Consider the following 16,738-nt stretch of genomic DNA (forward strand, 5'->3'; position numbering starts at 1 on the left):
CCGGAGTGAGTGGAGTTCAGCCGTGTGATCTGCCGATCTGGGGGCCGAGCGGGCCAAGGCCGCGGGCGCCCAGAAGGTGATCTTCGACCGCTCCGGATACATCTACCCGGGCCGTATCGCGGCCGTGGCCGAGGCCGCCCGCGTGGGTGGCCTGGAGTTCTAAGGGCTCCAACGGGCCTCTCTCCTCACCCTTGCGGGGAGGAGCCGGAGGTGGGGGTGGTTCAGGATCAAGCGCTACGGTGCCTCCTGCACCACCCCCACCCCTAACTCCTCCCCACTCAGATCGGGCTTGGCCGATGTGAGCAGGCAAGAGCCAATCTCGGGCAAGCCCGAGATTGGTGGGAGGGAATCGAGCGAGCGGGTCTTCGGATCTGCGCCAGTGAGATAGGTTGCAAAAACATGGCACGTGAACGGGAAGGCGGGGGCCGCGGCCGCCGCGATGATCGCGAGGAGCGCGACAGCGAGTTCGTGGACAAGCTCGTCCACATCAACCGCGTCGCCAAGGTGGTGAAGGGCGGCCGTCGCTTCGGCTTCGCGGCCCTCGTCGTCGTCGGCGACCAGAAGGGCCGCGTCGGCTTCGGCCACGGCAAGGCCCGCGAGGTGCCTGAGGCGATCCGCAAGGCGACCGAGGCCGCCAAGCGCGGCCTGATCCGCGTCTCGCTCCGCGAGGGCCGGACCCTGCACCACGACGTCAACGGACGCCACGGGGCAGGCAAGGTGATCCTCCGGGCGGCCCCGCAGGGCACCGGCATCATCGCCGGCGGCCCGATGCGCGCCGTGTTCGAGACGCTCGGCATGCAGGACGTGGTCGCCAAGTCGCTGGGGTCCTCGAACCCCTACAACCTCGTGCGCGCCACCTTCGAGGCGCTCAAGAACGAGGACAGCCCGCGCTCCGTGGCGGCCCGCCGCGGCATCAAGGTCTCGACGCTCCAGTCGCGTCGCCGCGATGCCGACCCGGCCGACCAGTCCGAAGCCGCGGTCGCGTAAGGGAGGGTCCGATGGCACAGAAGACCGTCCGCATCGAGCAGATCGGCTCGCCGATCCGCCGCGAGGCCAGCCAGCGCCAGACGCTGATCGGCCTGAAGCTCAACAAGCTCCACCGCGTGGCCGAGCTGGAGGACACCCCCTCCGTGCGCGGCATGATCCGCAAGGTTGCGCACCTCGTGCGCGTCCACGGCGACGTGGCGTGAGGAGGGTCCGATGAAACTCAACGAGATCAGCGACAATCCCGGCGCCACCAAGGACCGGATGCGCGTCGGCCGGGGCATCGGCTCCGGCAAGGGCAAGACCGCGGGTCGCGGCGTGAAGGGTCAGAAGGCCCGGACCGGCGTGGCCATCAAGGGCTTCGAGGGCGGTCAGATGCCGCTCCATCGGCGCCTGCCGAAGCGCGGCTTCAACAACCTCTACGCCCAGGACCTGAACGAGGTGAACCTCGGCCGGATCCAGGAGGCGGTCGACGCGGGCAAGCTCGACAAGGCCGCCACCGTGACGGTGGAGAGCCTCGTCGCCGCCGGCATCATCGCCCGTCCCCGCGACGGCGTGAAGCTGCTCGGCGTCGGCGAGCTGACCGCGAAGCTCAGCTTCGCGGTGACCCGCGCCTCCAAGTCCGCCGTCGAGGCGGTCGAGAAGGCCGGCGGCTCGGTCAGCACCGTCTACGCCCAGGGTGCCTCCACCCGCGGCGGCAGCGAGGCGGCCACGGCCTGACGGACGCGATGGGGGCGACCGCGGAACCCGTTGCACGGGCCCCGCGCAGCCTTTAAGCCGATCCTTCGAGCGGCGGCCCTGCGACCACGCGGGCCGCCGTTTTTCGTTTCATCCGGGTTCGACCGCCCGGCGACATGTCCAGGACGCGACGCTTATGGCCTCAGCCGCCGAGCAGCTTGCCGCCAACCTCAATTTCGGTGCGATCGCCAAGGCCGATGAGCTGAAGAAGCGCATCTGGTTCACGCTCGGCGCCCTCGTGGTGTTCCGGCTGGGGACGTACATCCCGATCCCCGGCATCGATCCGGAGCAGTTCGCCCGCAACTTCCAGCAGCAATCGGGCGGCGTGCTCGGCCTGTTCAACATGTTCTCGGGCGGCGCCGTGGAGCGCATGGCGATCTTCGCCCTGAACATCATGCCCTACATCTCGGCCTCGATCATCGTGCAGCTCCTGACCTCGGTGATCCCGAGCCTGGAGGCGCTGAAGAAGGAAGGCGAGTCCGGCCGCAAGGTCATCAACCAGTACACCCGCTACCTCACGGTGGTGCTGGCGCTGGTGCAGTCCTGGGGCATCGCCATCGGCCTGCAGAGCTCCTCGGCGGCGATCGACCCGGGCCCGTTCTTCCTGGCCTCGACGGTGATCACGCTGACCGGCGGCACCCTGTTCCTGATGTGGCTCGGCGAGCAGATCACCTCGCGCGGCATCGGCAACGGCTCGTCGCTGATCATCTTCGCCGGCATCGTGGCCCACCTGCCGATCGCGATCGCGGGCGCCCTCGAGCTCGGCCGCACCGGCGCGCTTTCGCCGGCCATCATCCTGGGCGTGGCCGTGGCCGCGGTGGCGCTGGTCTACTTCATCGTGTTCATGGAGCGCGCCCAGCGCCGGCTCCTGATCAACTACCCGAAGCGCCAGGTCGGCAATCGCATGTACGAGGGTCAGACCTCGTTCCTGCCGCTCAAGCTCAACACTTCGGGCGTGATCCCGCCGATCTTCGCCTCGTCGCTGCTGCTGCTGCCCGCGACCGCCGCGAGCTTCTCGGCCAATGGCGGGGCCACCGGATGGCTCGGCACGATCACGGCCTATCTCGGCCACGGCACGCCGCTATTCATGGTGCTCTACGCGGCGCTGATCATCTTCTTCACGTTCTTCTACACCGCGGTGGTCTTCAACCCGCAGGAGACGGCCGACAATCTGAAGAAGCATGGCGGCTTCATCCCGGGCATCCGTCCGGGCGAGCGCACCGCGGCCTTCATCGACAAGGTGCTGACCCGCATCACGGTGATCGGCGCCCTGTACCTGACCCTGGTCTGCCTGTGCCCCGAGATCCTGTCGTCCTACGCGGCGGCGAGCCTCGGCTTCGGCGGCACCTCGCTGCTGATCGTGGTCTCGGTGACGATGGATACGGTGGCCCAGATCCACGGGCACCTGATGGCCCATCAGTACGAGGGCCTCGTGAAGAAGGCCAAGCTGCGCGGCGCGTCGACTACGCAGCGTCGGCGCTGAGACTGATACAGAGGCGGGATAACGCCGAGTCTCTCCCACCTTTGCGCCAAAGGTCCGGGTGCCTCCGAGCCCCGGACCGGCTAGAAAATCCCCGAACCCGGCGATGCCAGGGAGGCTTCGCCACCGCGGCTTGTGCCCACAAGGAGTGGGCCGAACGAGGACTACGCCATGCGCATCATTCTGCTCGGGCCGCCCGGCGCGGGGAAGGGGACGCAATCCGAGCGGATCGTGCAGCGCTTCGGCATCCCGCAGCTCTCCACCGGGGACATGCTCCGGGCGGCGGTGGCCGCCGGCACGCCGGTCGGCCTGGAGGCCAAGGCCGTGATGGAATCGGGCGGCCTCGTCTCGGACCGGATCGTGGTCGGCATCGTTGCCGATCGAATCGAGGAGCCGGATGCCCGCCGCGGCTTCATCCTGGACGGCTTCCCGCGCACCGTCGCGCAGGCGGAAGCGCTCAGCGCAATGCTGGCCGGCAAGGGGCTCAATCTGTCCGCAGTCATCGAGTTGAAGGTCGACGAGGCCGCGCTGGTAGGCCGGATCGAGAATCGTGCCGCTGAGACCCTGGCCCGCGGCCAAGCCGTGCGGAAGGACGACACCCCGGAGGTGTTCAAGCAGCGCCTGGAGGCCTATCGCGCCCAGACCGCGCCGCTCTCGGCCTACTACGCTGGAAAGGGTATGCTGCAGACCATCGACGGCATGCAGCCGATCGACAAGGTGACGGCCGACCTGATGGCGGTGCTGGAGCCGCACGAGGAGCCGGTCGCCTCCTGACAAACGTTGAAGCGGCGCCTTGCCGGGGTCCGCGTACGGGTACGATAGCGCCCGGCAAGTTGAGATAGCTGCTCTGCGATCACTCCTACTGCCTTAGCCAGAAACCTTACGGGTGCTAAGGTGGGCGTGTCAGTGTGGAGATTGTCCCATGAGTCGCCTGACCATCGACTTGTCGGATCAGCAGCATCGGAACCTGAAGGCCCTGGCGGCCTCGCAGGGGAAGACGATCACGCAATACGCGTTGGAGCGCCTGTTCCCCGGCGATGTTGAGACCGATCAGGCTTGGCGCGAGTTGCAGGCTCTGCTCAGCAAGCGCATTGATGAAGGGCTGGCGGGGCATCTCTCCACCAAGACCGTCAGCGAAATTCTTGATGCGGAATTGAGCGAGGGTCAGGCCTGATCGGCTACGTCCTGACGGCGGCCGCGGAGGCCGACCTGCGCGACATCATTCGTTTTACACGCGATCATTGGGGCGATGCGCAGGCACGTCGCTATACCGCTTCGCTTGAACGCGGCATCGCTCACCTCGCCGCTGGCCGAGGTGCCTGGAGAGAGATGAGCGCTCTTGCCCCGACGCTGCGGATGGGGCGATACGTCCATCATTACGTCTTCTGCCTGCCACGCGAGAACGCACCCGCGCTCATCGTGGCGATCTTTCACGAGCGTATGGACGTGATGGCGCGACTGGCTGACCGCCTCAAGGAACCTGATTCAACTTGAACGATCCGTCGTCACAGGCTGATGATGCGTCTTAGACAGACTCGGACCCACAATGACCTTCTACAGCCTCACCACAGCCGTCGCCCTCTTCGCCCTCGCGATCCCGGCTCACGCCCAGAGCCCGGCCCAATCCTTCGTCTATCGGCAGAAGCAGTTCCGGCACGCCTGCCGGCCGCCGCTCAAGTTCGCCGCCGGCACCTGCGTCCGCCACTGCCCGGCCGGCTACCGGAACACGGGCGGTTACTGCCGGCTCCAGAATCAGCGCTTCCGTTGACGCGCAGGGCTCACCGATTCAATCGGTGCTCCCGATGCAGCCCGCCGAAGAAGTTGACGATATCCATCTGAAGCGAGCGGCGGCCGAAGAGGCGCAGCGGATAGCCTTCGGCCGTGTCGGCGCGCAGCTCGATCATCGCCGTCATGGCATTGTAGCGGAGCACCATCCTGCGCCCGGCGAACGTCGCCCAGAGGCGCCCCGGCCCGGCATCCTCGTCCTCGAGGGCGACCGAACCCGGCTCGGCCTCGGCCAGGATGCCGCCGATCACCGCCATCACCACCGGGGCGACCTCATCCAGCGTCTCTTCGGCCATCCGCAACACCGCGTCGGCGAAGGCCCGCAGGGTCGCGCCGTCGCTGGTCACAATCGACATACCTGCTCCCCATCCCTCGTGAACGCTCCCGCGTCCAGCGCATGGCGGCCACCGGACCGGTCGCGCATCGTTGACATCGGCCCGCACGCGCGCTAGCAGGCCCTCCTTCGTCCAGCCGAACGATAGTCCGAGGTTCCCTGTCCTAGGGTGACCCGCGGGCCGCGTCGTCGTTTCACGTGCGCAGGGGCCGGCCTCCACCGGACGCGCACGACACCAGCCCGGTTCCCCGGGCCTCATATGGAGAGTGATCATGGCCCGTATCGCAGGCGTCAACATCCCGACCAACAAGCGCGTCGTCATCGCGCTTCAGTACATCCACGGCATCGGCGCCAAGAAGGCCGAGGAGATCACCCAGAAGGTGAACATTCCGGCCGAGCGTCGGGTCAACCAGCTGACCGACGCCGAGGTTCTCTCGATCCGCGAGACGATCGACCGCGACTACCTCGTCGAGGGCGATCTGCGCCGCGACGTCTCGATGAACATCAAGCGCCTGATGGATCTCGGCGCCTATCGCGGCCTGCGTCACCGCAAGCAGCTGCCGGTCCGTGGCCAGCGCACCCACACCAACGCCCGCACCCGCAAGGGCAAGGCGAAGCCGATCGCCGGCAAGAAGAAGTAACATTTCCGGTTGGAGAGGCCGTGCTTCGCTCGGCCTCCTGACCGTCGCGCCGGGTGTCCCTGCGGGAGGCCGGCTTTGGCTCGCCAGCCCCGCACGGGCTAAGCGGCCACGTTCCAAAAAGAATCCCGAGCGCCTGGCATTACGGGCGCGCTTGAAGGAAGAGTGAGACCAGAATGGCCAAGGAACCGCAACGCGTCCGCCGCCGCGAGCGCAAGAACATCGTGTCGGGCGTCGCTCACGTGAACGCCTCGTTCAACAACACGATGATCACCATCACGGACGCGCAGGGCAACACGATCTCGTGGTCGTCGGCCGGCGCCATGGGCTTCAAGGGTTCGCGGAAGTCGACCCCCTACGCTGCGCAGGTCGCCGCCGAGGACGCTGCCCGCAAGGCCTCCGAGCACGGCATGCGCACCCTCGAGGTCGAGGTGTCGGGTCCGGGCTCGGGCCGCGAGTCGGCGCTGCGCGCCCTCCAGGCCGCGGGCTTCACCGTGACGTCGATCCGCGACGTCACCTCGATCCCGCATAATGGCTGCCGGCCGCGCAAGCGCCGCCGCGTCTGATCGAAATCCTTTGACGGAGAAGCTCATGACGGGATCGAAGCCGCTACCGGGCGTGCTGCGTTGGAACCTCGGCGACCTCACGGTCACCGCGCTCAACGACGGCTGGTTTCAGGCGAGCCTCGATCTGGTCACGGGCATCTCCAAGGAGGAGGCCGGGCGGCTCCAGGTGGCGGGCTTCCGCACCGAGCAGCCCAAGGTCACCCTGAACGCCTTCCTGATCACGGGACCCGGCCTCAAGCCGACTCTGATCGACACGGGCTACGGCGATCTGGCGCCCGCTCCGACCCTCGGTCGAATGGGCGAGGCACTCGCGCTCACCGGCGTGAAGCCGGAGGACATCGGCACGGTGCTCGTCAGCCACCTGCATCCCGACCATGTCGGCGGGCTCGTGAAGGACGGCGCGGCGCGCTACCCGAACGCGGAGATCGTGCTGCACGCCGACGAGGCCGCGCACTGGCTGCCGGACGCGGCGCTCGCCAAGGCGCCAGAGGGGGCCAAGCCCTATTTCGAGGGCGCCCGCAAGGCGCTGGCGCCCTATGCCGGCAAGGTGCGTGAGCACCGGGGCGGCGAGGTCCTTCCGGGGATCACGGTGGTCCACCTGCCCGGCCATACGCCGGGCCATTGCGGTTTCCGCATCGTCTCCGGTGGACAGACTCTATTGATGTGGACCGACGTGGTGCACATGCCGGCGATCCAGTTCAAGAACCCGGAGGCCGGCGTCGGCTTCGATGTCGACGGCGACCAGGCACGGGAGACGCGCAAGCGGATCCTGGACGAGGCGGCAAACGAGCGGACACTCATCGCCGGCGGCCATCTCGAATTCCCGGCGCTGGGCTACGTGGCCCGGGACGGGGCTGGCTACAGCTTCGTGCCGGTGCTGTGGAACGGCGGCGAGTAACAGCGGACAGACATTCAGGGACCGTTCGGGGCGCCAGGGGGCTGCGCCGGACGGCCGAAGCGCGGGACCGGACGTCGCGGAGCCCGGGCATGGACGAGAGGTAGGATCGTGGTCATTCAGAAGAATTGGCAGGAACTGATCAAGCCGAACAAGCTGCAGGTCACGACCGGCGACGACCCGAAGCGGGTCGCCACCGTCGTCGCCGAGCCGCTGGAGCGCGGCTTCGGCACGACGCTCGGCAACGCCCTGCGCCGGGTGCTCCTGTCCTCGCTCCAGGGCGCGGCCGTGACCTCGGTTCAGATCGACGGCGTGCTGCACGAGTTCTCGTCGATCCCGGGCGTGCGCGAGGACGTCACCGACATCGTCCTCAACATCAAGACCATCGCGATCCGCTCGCAGACGGACGCGCCCAAGCGCATGACCTTGCGCAAGACCGGCCCGGGCCTCGTCACCGCCGGTGACATCGGCACGGTGGGCGACATCCAGATCCTGAACCCCGACCTCGTGATCTGCACGCTCGACGACGGCGCCGAGATCCGCATGGAGTTCACGGTCGCCACCGGCAAGGGCTACGTCCCGGCCGAGCGCAACCGTCCCGAGGACGCGCCGATCGGCCTGATCCCGGTCGATTCGCTGTTCTCGCCGGTCACCAAGGTGAGCTACCGCGTCGAGACCACCCGCGAGGGCCAGGATCTCGACAAGGACAAGCTGACCATGACGGTCGAGACCAACGGCGCGGTCTCGCCGGAGGATGCGCTCGCCTACGCGGCGCGCATCATCCAGGACCAGCTGCAGGTCTTCGTGAACTTCGAGGATCCGCGCAAGGAAGAGGCCGCGCCGCTCGCGCCGCAGCTGCCCTTCAACCCGGCGCTGCTCAAGAAGGTCGACGAACTGGAGCTGTCGGTCCGTTCGGCGAACTGCCTGAAGAACGACAACATCGTCTACATCGGCGACCTCATCCAGAAGTCCGAGGGCGAGATGCTGCGGACCCCGAACTTCGGCCGCAAGTCGCTCAACGAGATCAAGGAAGTGCTCGCCGGCATGGGCCTGCACCTCGGCATGGACATCCCCGGCTGGCCGCCGGAGAACATCGAGGATCTCGCCAAGCGCTTCGAGGAGCACTACTGAGAGGCGAAGCCGCCTCGGGCTGAAACGGGGCGGTGCCGCACGGCGCCGCTCATTTGGTTCCTCCAGGCTCGGGGCTTCGCTGAGCCGACGCGAGGTCCCAAAGAATCCCGCCGCGGGGTTACGCGGACAGCAACAGCCCCGTCTCGGGGCACCCGGCCGTACCGTGGCACGGCGGCCGAGACCAGAAGGAAGCCAGCACCATGCGTCACGGTTATCGCGGCCGCCGTTTCAATCGCACCGCCGAGCATCGCAAGGCGATGTTCGCCAACATGTCGGTCGCGCTGCTCAAGCATGAGCAGATCGTCACCACACTGCCGAAGGCCAAGGATCTGCGTCCCGTCGTCGAGAAGCTGATCACGCTGGGCCGTATCGACAGCGTGCACACCCGCCGTCTCGCGATGGCGCAGCTTCGCGACGCCGATATGGTCAGGAAGCTCTTCACGGTGCTGGGCCCGCGCTACGCGGGGCGTCCGGGCGGCTACTGCCGCATCATGAAGGCAGGTTTCCGCCAGGGCGACAACGCCCCGATGGCGGTGATCGAGTTCGTCGATCGCGACGTCGAGGCCCGCGGCAAGGATTCCGGCCCGAGCCAGGTCGCCGAGGCCGCCTGATCCAGTCAGTAAGGGGGGCGGCAGGCTCTCCCACCCCCCTCTGCGGGGGAGGGGGAGAAGCGAGGGTCATCGCGCCCGTTCTCGACCGTCTCGCACGCGAAGAAGCCGCCCCGGCTCACACCGGGGCGGCTTCTTCGCGTTCTGGGGATCCAAAAAAACCCGCCGGCTCGCGCCGACGGGTCTGGAGCAGGGTCCACGTCTCGGATGGTCGCGGGAGCTCGCGCACGGCCTAGTTCGGAACAGGCCGGGAACTCGACCGCGCCGCGGTCCGAAAACCCCTATCCCTGCTGATACGCGTCCGGTGGACCGTCCTGGTCCGGGTCGTTGTCGCGCCTGCGGCGCGGGAAGATGCCGTGATTGCTCATGGTCCACCTCCTCGTCGTAACCCGGGAGCCTCCGGCTCCCACAAGATGACAATGAGCCGGCAACCGGCCGGTTCCCGAGGGTTCAGCGGGATCCGGCATCCGCCGCGTCGAGCAGCGCGGCGACCCGGTCGGCGAGGTCGGCCGAGCGGAACGGCTTGGCCAGGACCGGCAGATCCTCGGGGATCTGCATCGCGTCGGCATGGCCCGTGAGGATCAGCACCGGTAGGCCTGGATTCCGCTCGCGGATCGCGGCGGCGAGTTCGACGCCGCTCATGCCGGGCATCGCGAGGTCGGCCACGACGATGTCGCAGCGGTCGCGCTGGAGATGCTGCAGCGCCGCTTCACCGTCGCCGACCTCCGTGGTGCTGTGGCCGAACCCCGTGAGGAACGAGGCCGTCACGTGCCGTACCTGCGGGTCGTCGTCGACGATGAGCACGCGGGCGCGCCGCCCGGTAGCCGGAGCCGTTCCGGCCACAGCGGAGGCCTGCTGCGGCGCCTCGGCGGCGAAGGGAAGGGCGAGTTCGACGCGGGTGCCCCGGCCGACCTCGCTGTCGATCGCCAGCCGGCCCTTCGATTGCTGGGCGAGACCGAACACCATGGCGAGCCCGAGCCCGGTACCCTGGCCCACCGCCTTCGTGGTGAAGAACGGCTCGCAGACCCGGCGCAGAATCTCCTCCGGGATACCGGTACCCTGGTCGGTGACGCTGACGCCGACATAGGTGCCGTCGGCGATTTCGGGGTCCCCGGCGATGTCGAGCCGCCGGGTCGCCACCGTGATGGTGCCGCCCTCGGGCATCGCGTCCCGGGCGTTGATGCACAGGTTGAGCACGGCGAGTTCGAGCTGTTCGGGATCGACCTGGACCGCCGGCAACCCATCCTCCAGGTCGGTCCGCACGGTGACGAGGCCGCCGAGGCTGCGCCCGAACAGGTCGCTCATCCCGACGATCAGGGCGTTCACGTCCACCGCCCGGGCCTGGAGATCGTGGGCGCGGCTGAAGCTGAGAAGGCGCTTCGTCAGGGAGGCGCCGCGCTCGGCCGCCCCGCGGGCGTTCTCGATCAGGCGCTGGACCCGGGGCTGGTCGGCGACCCGGGGACCGGCGAGTTCCAGGCTGCCGAGGATCGCGGTCAGCAGATTGTTGAAATCGTGCGCGATGCCCCCGGCCAGGGTGCCGAGCGCCTGCATCTTGTCGGACTGGCGCAACCGCGCCTCCAGGGTCCGCTGCTCGGTCACGTCCCGCTCGATCACCGCGAGGTGGCTGATCGCGCCACCCGCGTCGCGGATCGGTACGCGGGTCACGTAGGTCCACTGCTCGGCCCCGGTCGGGCCGTCGCTGATGAGGGCTTCGGCCACCGTGCCGGCCCGGATCGACGCCGCGTCCACCTCGGCGATCGGCGCGCCCTTGGCACCGATGAGTTCGTCCTCGCGCCGCCCGAGGCAGGCGGCGACGTCGTGGCCGAGCAGGGCCGCCTTCCGAGCGTTGAGCCGCACGAAGCAGCCTTGGGCGTCCTTGAAGCTGATCGCGTCCTGCGCGTGGTCGAGCAGGCCGCGTAGCAGCGCCCGCTCGGTGGCGAGGTCCCGGCCCAGGCGGTGGCGCTCGAAGGCCTGCCGCACGGTAGAGCGCAGCAGCCCCGCATCCCAGGGTTTCGTCACGTAGCCGACGATGCCACCCCGGTTGAGGGCGGCGATCACCGCGGTGATGTCGGCGTAACCGGTGAGCAGGATCGCCTGTGCGTCGTGGAAGCTGCGCGCTTCGGCGAGCAGCGCGTCGCCGGTCAGGCCCGGCATGCGCTGGTCCGAGACCACCACGGCGATGTCGGGCTCGGCGCGCAGGATCTCCAGCGCCTCGGCAGGGCGCGAGGTCGTGAGCACCCGGTAGGAATCCTCGAACAGATCCTCCAGGGCGATCAGGATATCCGGCTCGTCATCGACGGCCAGGATTGTCCCGACACCTGCCGCACCGTCACTCATGCACTGGCCGCCTGCCGCGGGATCCCGATCACGAAGCAGGCTCCCCCACCTAGGGCCGTCTCCACACTGAGCGAGCCGCTATGCGCTTGCACGACGCTGTAGGCAATCGCAAGGCCGAGCCCCGTCCCGGATCCGACCGGCTTCGTCGTGAAGAACGGCTCGAAGATCTTTTCCCTCAGATCGTCCGGGATGCCCGGGCCGGTATCGCTGATCCGGATCTCGTCGAGATCCGGGCCCGATTCGGTGGTGATTCGGATCGTGCCGCCCTCCGGCATGGCGTCGGCGGCGTTGCCCAGGATGTTCATCACCACCTGATTGAGCAGCGCCGGGGTGCAGTGGATCTCCAACCGGCCGGCGAACGCGCGCTCCACCGCGATTCGATCGCCGAGCTTGTGCTGGATCAGCGCGAGCACGGTCTCGATCGCTTCGGGCACGTTGACCAGGGCGCGCTCGCCCTCGTCGAGGCGCGAGAATTTCCGCAGGTTGAGCACGAGATCCTGGATGCGGGTCAGCCCCATCCGCATCGAGCCGACCCGCTGGCGGGCCTTCTCGACGAGGCGACCGGCGGCCTCGGGCGGCGCCTCCGGCAATTCCCCGAGCAGGCGCTCCACCGTGCCCTGATGGGCCAGGATGAAGGCGAGGGGATTGTTGATCTCGTGGGCGATGCCGGCCACCAGCTCGCCGAGGGAGGCCATCTTGGCGGCCTGGACCAGCTTGGCTTGCGCATCGGTGAGCTGCCGGTTGGCGTCGGCGAGGTCGCGGTTGGCCCGCTCCAGGGCATCGGCGAGACGCGCTCTGGCCTCGGCGGCCTCGGCCTCGGCTTGGGCGCGCTCCACGGCCCGCTCGCGCTCGCCGAACTGGCCGGCGATGCGCCGGTCGTCCTCCTCCAGCAGGCGGCGGCGCACGAAGCCGCGCACCCGCAGCGCCAGCACCTCGGCATCGGTCTTGGCGATGACGTCGTCGGCGCCGGCCGCGAAGGCCTCGACCAGGAAATCCTTGGCCGGATCGCTGCCGGCGATGCCGACGAGGTGGAAGCCGGCCCCGGCCACTTGGCCGGCCCGGCGCTGGCTGATCGCCCGGCACAGGGCGAGCCCGTCATAGGCGTGGCCCAGGAGATCGACCGTGACGCAATCGAACGCCTCGCCCGCGTCGGTCGCGTCCAGGGCGGCGAAGGCGGATTGAGGGCCGTCGGCACTCGCGACGTGATGCCCGTCCTGCCCCATCAGGCCGGCCAGGAAGGTCCGGTAGGTGGCGCTGCCGTCGATCACGAGGATCCGCCCCCGCCGGAAGGCCGCCGCGCCCGGACCCTCGCCGTCGCCGGCCGGGCGGCGCTCGCGCAGGAGGGCGCGGATGCGCAGGATCATCAGGTCGCGGTCGGCGGATTTCGGCAGGTAGGCGTCGGCGCCGCTCTCCAGCCCCTGGCGCTCGCCGCCGTTGCCGCCGGTGAGCATCAGGACGGGCAGGGCCCGGGTGCGCAGGGACAGGCGCATCTGCCGGATCAGCTCGTCGCCGTTCATGCCGGGCAGGTGGTAATCCGCCACCACGAGGTCGGGCTGCTGGCGGTTGAGATGGTCGAGGGCGGTCTCGGCCGAGGCACAGCGCTCCACCGCGAAGCCGTGCGTCTCCAGGAGCAGGCGGAATTCCAGGGCCTGCGTCTCCGAATCCTCCACAAGCAGGATCCGGGCGGGCTCCTCGAGCGGGCCGGGCTCGGTCACGGCCGCGCCCCCGGCTCGACGAGGCGCAGGACGTGGTCGGCGACCCGGTCGAGGGGCAGGATCGCGCGGGCGGCCCCGAGGCGCACCGCCGCCGCCGGCATGCCGTAGACCACCGCGGTGCTCTCGTGCTCGGCGACCGTCTGGGCGCCGGCCGCCTGCATGTCGGCGAGGCCCACGGCGCCGTCCTCGCCCATGCCGGTGAGCAGCACGCCGATCCCCGACGCCCCGGCCTGCCGGGCCATCGAGCGGAACAGCACGGTGGCGGCCGGGCGCTGCCCCGAGACCGGAGCCGAATCGATCACCCGCAGGATCCGGCCGGAGCCGAGCTCCAGGTGCCGGTCCCCGGGGGCCACGTAGACCCGGCCGGGCTCGGACCGCTCCCCGTCCCGGGCGAGGCCGACCGGCAGGGTGACGACGCTGTCGAGCCAGGCCGCGAACCCGTCCATGAAGGCGGCGCCCATGTGCTGGACGACCAGCACCGGCAGGGAGAAGTCCCGCGGCAGCGCCCCGATCACCCGGGCGAGCGCCGGAGGGCCACCCGTGGAGGCGGCAATCCCGAGAACGCTCGGCGCCAGGCCGAGCGGCTCGACCGACGGCGCGTAGGAAGCTGCAGCGGTGCGGCCCGCCCATTCGGTGCCGATCGGGCGGCGGCGGATCACCGGGACCTGGGCCATGATCCGCAATTGCGTGCAAATCTCGCCCGCCACGGCCTCGTAGCCGGCATGGGTGGTGGCGACCGGCTTCTCGACCACCGACAGGGCGCCGGCGCGAAGCGCGTTCATCGAGATGCGCAGGGAGGAATCCTCGACCGAATCCGCCACCACGACGATCGGGGTCGGATGCTCGGCCATGATCCGGCGGGTGGTCTCCAGCCCGTCGATGCCGGGCAGGCGGATGTCCATGGAGATCACATCGGGCCGCACGGCCGGGAGCTTGGCCAGCGCCTCCTCGCCGGAGGCGACCGCGGCCACGAGTTCGAGCCGGGGATCGCGGGAGACGATGTGGCGCAAAAGCTCGCGCACCACGAGGCTGTCTTCCACCAGCATGACGCGGACCGGGGTCACAGGAACTGTCCGATCGTGTCGAGAAGCTGGCGCTGGTCGAACTTCTGCTTGGTCAGATAGGCGTCGGCGCCCAGATCCAGGCCCCGGGCGACGTCGGCGGCATCCCCGCGGGAGGTCATCAGGATCGTCGGCAGCCGGGCGAAGCGCGGGTCGGCTCGCAGCGCCTGGAGCAGGCCGAACCCGTCGAGGCGCGGCATCTCCACGTCGGCGAGGACGAGATCCACGGGCTCGACCTCGGCGCGCAGCCTATCGAGGGCGTCCTGGCCGTCGACGCAGACGACCACGCGGTAGCCGGCCGCTTCCAAGATGCCCTTCTCCAACGTCCGGGTGGTGATCGAATCGTCGACGACCAAGATGGTCGCCCGGGCGGCAGGCCGCGGTGCGGCATCGCCCGTCGCGTGTGTCGTCGAACGTGGAGTATGCCCCATCGTTCCGGACGCCGGTGCGACAGCCGCGCGCGCCGCGAGGCCTTCGGGGTCGAGGACCAGGACCGGCACGTCGCCCGGCAGGATGGCCGTGCCGGCGATCAGGCCCGGATCGGAGCCGAAGGCCGGGGCCGGCAGGACCAGCAGCGAGCGGACATCGTGCAGGCGGTCGACGGCGAGCGCCAAGCGGCCGTCGCCGATTCGCAGCACGACGGCGCGCAAGGCAGCGGGATCGTCCGGATCGGCGGTCCCGCCCAGGATCGCAGCGAGGTCGCTCACCGGATGGCTGGTGGCTGAATCGCCCGCGCCGAGCCGCAGGATCGGGCGGCCCATCGCCAGCGGCAGTTCATCCCGCCTGAGGCGCAGAAGGCGCTCCACGGCATTGCCCGGCAGCGCGTACGGGCGTCCGCCCGCCTCGACCAGCAGCAGGCTGCGCCGGGCCGCCGAGAGCGGCAGGCTGAAGACCAGGGCGGCGCCGGAGGGCGAGCGCGGCTCGAGCCGGACGCTGCCCAGGAGCTGGCGCGCCGCATCCGCCGCCACCGAGAGGCCGTAGCCGCGCCCCGACAGGGTATCGACCGCCTCCGCGGTGGAGAAACCGGGCTCGAAGACGAGGCGCAGCAGGGTCTCGGGGTCGGCGGAAGCCTCGGGGCTCAGGAGGCCGCGCGCCCGCGCCGTGGCCTCGATCCGGGCGAGGTCCGGCCCCGGCCCGTCGTCGAACACCGTCACCTGAAGCCGGGCGCCGCGCACCGCGACCTCCAGCCCAAGCCCCAGCGCCTCGGGCTTGCCGGCGGCGCGGCGGCGCTCAGGGCTCTGCCAGCCGTGGCTCAGGGCGTTCCGGAGCGCGTGGAGCAGCGGGTCCTTCAGTGCCTGGAGCGTGCCGCGCTCCACCGGCAAGTCGAGGCCGCGCAGGTCGAGATCGACCTCGCGGCCCTGCTCCCGGGCGGTCTCGCGCAGGGATCGCGCCAGGGGGGCGAGCACCGTCTCGGCCGACACCAGCGCGAGGCGCTCGGCGGCGGCGCGGACCCGGGCGGCCGCCCCGTCGATGGTGCTGCTGGCCACCGCGTGGCGGCGGGACAGGTCCGACGCCTCCCGGGCGAAGGCGCCGACCTCGGTCGCGAAGGCGCGCCACGCGGTCCTGTCGGTGTCGGCGCCGCCGGCGAGCGCCTCCGCGCCGGCCCGCAGGGTCCGGGCGAGCCCGGCCAGCCGGGCGAGGCTCTCGGCCGCCGAGGTGCGCCCGGCCAGCGTGCTGGTGAGGTCATGGCTCGCCCGGGCCATCGCCTCGACGGCCTCCACGGGAACCCGCAGCAGAGCGGCACCGGGATCGGCCGGCTCGGCGGGCTTCGGGGCCGGCTCCAGGGCGGGCGGGGCGAGGGATGGGTCGCCGGACGGGGCCGGCGGCGGGGAGGACACGATGGCCGGCTCGGCGACAGGCGCGGCGATCTGCTTGGCGGCAGGCTTGGCGACGGGCTTGGCGGCCGCCACTTCTTCCGGCAGCCCGAGAACCCGTCCCAGGGCCGTCAGGGCGTCCGGTGGCATCCCCGGCCCGGTCCCGTCCTGTAGGCCGGCGACGTAGGATTCGATCCGGTCGAGGGCGAGCTGAACGGCGTTGGCCGCCTCCCGATCGAGGGCGGCGGCGTCGGTCCGGACCTTCTCGAACAGAGTCTCAAGCCGATGGGCGACCGCTTCGACGGCGGGCAAATCGACGGCGCGCGATGCCCCCTTCAGGCTGTGGGCGCGGCGGAACACGTCGTTCCAGTCCGGTGCCGCGCTGCCGAGCGCCCCGCGGATCGCCGCGACGTGCTCCCGATGCTCGACATCGAAGGCGGCGAGCAGGAGCTGGCGGATGTCCTGGGCCAAGACGCCGCCGGCCTCAGTGCCGGTAGCGTTCGGCGAGCGCCATCAGCGCCTGGGCGAGCTCCGTGAGGTTGGCCGAGGCGGATTCCACCTGCCGCGTGCCGGCCGCGGTCTGCTGGCTCGCCTGCCGGATGTTCTGGAGCGCGCCCATCACCTGCTCGATCCCGAGCTGCTGCTGGTTCGT

The 16,738-nt window shown here is 70.0% G+C and carries 18 protein-coding genes and 2 pseudogenes; 14 read left to right on the forward strand and 6 right to left on the reverse strand.

Annotated features, from left to right (window positions below; translation table 11 throughout):
• Positions 1–37: 37 nt before the first annotated feature.
• From MKK75_RS07625 to MKK75_RS07665, 9 genes and pseudogenes are all read left to right on the forward strand, one after another.
• A pseudogene (locus MKK75_RS07625) lies at positions 38–163 on the forward strand (50S ribosomal protein L18); the annotation flags it as partial.
• A gap of 236 nt (positions 164–399) precedes the next feature.
• Positions 400–987, forward strand: coding sequence for a 30S ribosomal protein S5 (gene rpsE / locus MKK75_RS07630; protein ID WP_043355033.1), 588 nt, complete (start codon positions 400–402; stop codon positions 985–987).
• Positions 988–998: 11 nt separating this feature from the next.
• Complete coding sequence (gene rpmD / locus MKK75_RS07635) at positions 999–1,190, forward strand: 50S ribosomal protein L30 (RefSeq protein WP_056531230.1); 192 nt, start codon at positions 999–1,001, stop codon at positions 1,188–1,190.
• Positions 1,191–1,200: 10 nt separating this feature from the next.
• Positions 1,201–1,704: a 50S ribosomal protein L15 gene (rplO, locus tag MKK75_RS07640; protein ID WP_244041999.1), complete on the forward strand. Its 504-nt coding sequence runs from the start codon at positions 1,201–1,203 to the stop codon at positions 1,702–1,704.
• A gap of 154 nt (positions 1,705–1,858) precedes the next feature.
• The gene (gene secY / locus MKK75_RS07645) at positions 1,859–3,205 is read left to right on the forward strand and encodes a preprotein translocase subunit SecY (protein ID WP_244042000.1); all 1,347 of its coding nucleotides are present in this window, start codon (positions 1,859–1,861) and stop codon (positions 3,203–3,205) included.
• A gap of 168 nt (positions 3,206–3,373) precedes the next feature.
• Entirely contained in the window at positions 3,374–3,976 is a 603-nt protein-coding gene (locus tag MKK75_RS07650) for an adenylate kinase (RefSeq protein ID WP_244042001.1), read from the forward strand.
• 148 nt (positions 3,977–4,124) lie between these two features.
• The gene (locus MKK75_RS07655; protein ID WP_244042002.1) at positions 4,125–4,376 is read left to right on the forward strand and encodes an antitoxin; all 252 of its coding nucleotides are present in this window, start codon (positions 4,125–4,127) and stop codon (positions 4,374–4,376) included.
• Complete coding sequence (locus MKK75_RS07660; RefSeq protein ID WP_244042010.1) at positions 4,373–4,696, forward strand: type II toxin-antitoxin system RelE/ParE family toxin; 324 nt, start codon at positions 4,373–4,375, stop codon at positions 4,694–4,696. Before MKK75_RS07655 ends, MKK75_RS07660 begins: the two co-directional genes overlap by 4 nt.
• A gap of 52 nt (positions 4,697–4,748) precedes the next feature.
• Complete coding sequence (locus MKK75_RS07665) at positions 4,749–4,970, forward strand: hypothetical protein (protein WP_244042003.1); 222 nt, start codon at positions 4,749–4,751, stop codon at positions 4,968–4,970.
• Between the two features lie 10 nt (positions 4,971–4,980).
• On the opposite strand, the gene MKK75_RS07670 is transcribed toward MKK75_RS07665, so the two are convergent.
• Positions 4,981–5,343 carry a hypothetical protein gene (locus tag MKK75_RS07670; RefSeq protein ID WP_244042004.1) on the reverse strand — a complete coding sequence of 121 codons (363 nt, stop codon included), beginning with the start codon at positions 5,341–5,343 and terminating at the stop codon, positions 4,981–4,983.
• Positions 5,344–5,593: 250 nt separating this feature from the next.
• On the opposite strand from MKK75_RS07670, the gene rpsM reads away from it, so the two are divergent.
• From rpsM to rplQ, 5 genes are all read left to right on the forward strand, one after another.
• Positions 5,594–5,962 carry a 30S ribosomal protein S13 gene (gene rpsM / locus MKK75_RS07675; protein WP_091789266.1) on the forward strand — a complete coding sequence of 123 codons (369 nt, stop codon included), beginning with the start codon at positions 5,594–5,596 and terminating at the stop codon, positions 5,960–5,962.
• 173 nt (positions 5,963–6,135) lie between these two features.
• Complete coding sequence (gene rpsK / locus MKK75_RS07680) at positions 6,136–6,525, forward strand: 30S ribosomal protein S11 (RefSeq protein ID WP_007557606.1); 390 nt, start codon at positions 6,136–6,138, stop codon at positions 6,523–6,525.
• A gap of 25 nt (positions 6,526–6,550) precedes the next feature.
• Positions 6,551–7,423: an MBL fold metallo-hydrolase gene (locus tag MKK75_RS07685; protein ID WP_244042005.1), complete on the forward strand. Its 873-nt coding sequence runs from the start codon at positions 6,551–6,553 to the stop codon at positions 7,421–7,423.
• A gap of 108 nt (positions 7,424–7,531) precedes the next feature.
• Positions 7,532–8,551, forward strand: coding sequence for a DNA-directed RNA polymerase subunit alpha (locus MKK75_RS07690; RefSeq protein ID WP_010686165.1), 1,020 nt, complete (start codon positions 7,532–7,534; stop codon positions 8,549–8,551).
• Positions 8,552–8,751: 200 nt separating this feature from the next.
• Positions 8,752–9,162 (forward strand): 50S ribosomal protein L17, encoded by a 411-nt coding sequence (gene rplQ / locus MKK75_RS07695; RefSeq protein ID WP_244042006.1) that lies wholly within the window; start codon positions 8,752–8,754, stop codon positions 9,160–9,162.
• A 447-nt stretch (positions 9,163–9,609) separates the two neighbouring features.
• Here the strand turns inward: rplQ and MKK75_RS07700 are convergent, their stop codons facing one another.
• From MKK75_RS07700 to MKK75_RS07720, 5 genes and pseudogenes are all read right to left on the reverse strand, one after another.
• Complete coding sequence (locus tag MKK75_RS07700) at positions 9,610–11,496, reverse strand: response regulator (RefSeq protein ID WP_244042007.1); 1,887 nt, start codon at positions 11,494–11,496, stop codon at positions 9,610–9,612.
• Complete coding sequence (locus MKK75_RS07705) at positions 11,493–13,211, reverse strand: response regulator (protein WP_244042008.1); 1,719 nt, start codon at positions 13,209–13,211, stop codon at positions 11,493–11,495. The genes MKK75_RS07700 and MKK75_RS07705 overlap by 4 nt, the downstream gene beginning before the upstream one ends.
• Complete coding sequence (gene cheB, locus MKK75_RS07710; RefSeq protein ID WP_244042011.1) at positions 13,208–14,257, reverse strand: chemotaxis-specific protein-glutamate methyltransferase CheB; 1,050 nt, start codon at positions 14,255–14,257, stop codon at positions 13,208–13,210. Before cheB ends, MKK75_RS07705 begins: the two co-directional genes overlap by 4 nt.
• A gap of 14 nt (positions 14,258–14,271) precedes the next feature.
• Positions 14,272–16,557, reverse strand: coding sequence for a response regulator (locus tag MKK75_RS07715; RefSeq protein ID WP_244042009.1), 2,286 nt, complete (start codon positions 16,555–16,557; stop codon positions 14,272–14,274).
• A 13-nt stretch (positions 16,558–16,570) separates the two neighbouring features.
• Positions 16,571–16,738, reverse strand: a pseudogene (locus tag MKK75_RS07720) (chemotaxis protein); the annotation flags it as partial.

The sequence above is a fragment of the Methylobacterium sp. J-030 genome, assembly GCF_022829545.1.
GTDB lineage: Bacteria > Pseudomonadota > Alphaproteobacteria > Rhizobiales > Beijerinckiaceae > Methylobacterium.

Excerpts from the sequence above, each read along its gene's own strand:
- cheB (WP_244042011.1), bottom strand. The coding sequence starts at position 14,257 with ATGCTGGTGGAAGACAGCCTCGTGGTGCGCGAGCTTTTGCGCCACATC.
- MKK75_RS07665 (WP_244042003.1), top strand. The coding sequence starts at position 4,749 with ATGACCTTCTACAGCCTCACCACAGCCGTCGCCCTCTTCGCCCTCGCG.
- rpmD (WP_056531230.1), top strand. The coding sequence starts at position 999 with ATGGCACAGAAGACCGTCCGCATCGAGCAGATCGGCTCGCCGATCCGC.
- MKK75_RS07650 (WP_244042001.1), top strand. The coding sequence starts at position 3,374 with ATGCGCATCATTCTGCTCGGGCCGCCCGGCGCGGGGAAGGGGACGCAA.
- rpsE (WP_043355033.1), top strand. The coding sequence starts at position 400 with ATGGCACGTGAACGGGAAGGCGGGGGCCGCGGCCGCCGCGATGATCGC.
- rpsK (WP_007557606.1), top strand. The coding sequence starts at position 6,136 with ATGGCCAAGGAACCGCAACGCGTCCGCCGCCGCGAGCGCAAGAACATC.
- MKK75_RS07685 (WP_244042005.1), top strand. The coding sequence starts at position 6,551 with ATGACGGGATCGAAGCCGCTACCGGGCGTGCTGCGTTGGAACCTCGGC.
- secY (WP_244042000.1), top strand. The coding sequence starts at position 1,859 with ATGGCCTCAGCCGCCGAGCAGCTTGCCGCCAACCTCAATTTCGGTGCG.
- MKK75_RS07700 (WP_244042007.1), bottom strand. The coding sequence starts at position 11,496 with ATGAGTGACGGTGCGGCAGGTGTCGGGACAATCCTGGCCGTCGATGAC.
- MKK75_RS07670 (WP_244042004.1), bottom strand. The coding sequence starts at position 5,343 with ATGTCGATTGTGACCAGCGACGGCGCGACCCTGCGGGCCTTCGCCGAC.
- MKK75_RS07655 (WP_244042002.1), top strand. The coding sequence starts at position 4,125 with ATGAGTCGCCTGACCATCGACTTGTCGGATCAGCAGCATCGGAACCTG.
- rplQ (WP_244042006.1), top strand. The coding sequence starts at position 8,752 with ATGCGTCACGGTTATCGCGGCCGCCGTTTCAATCGCACCGCCGAGCAT.
- rpsM (WP_091789266.1), top strand. The coding sequence starts at position 5,594 with ATGGCCCGTATCGCAGGCGTCAACATCCCGACCAACAAGCGCGTCGTC.
- rplO (WP_244041999.1), top strand. The coding sequence starts at position 1,201 with ATGAAACTCAACGAGATCAGCGACAATCCCGGCGCCACCAAGGACCGG.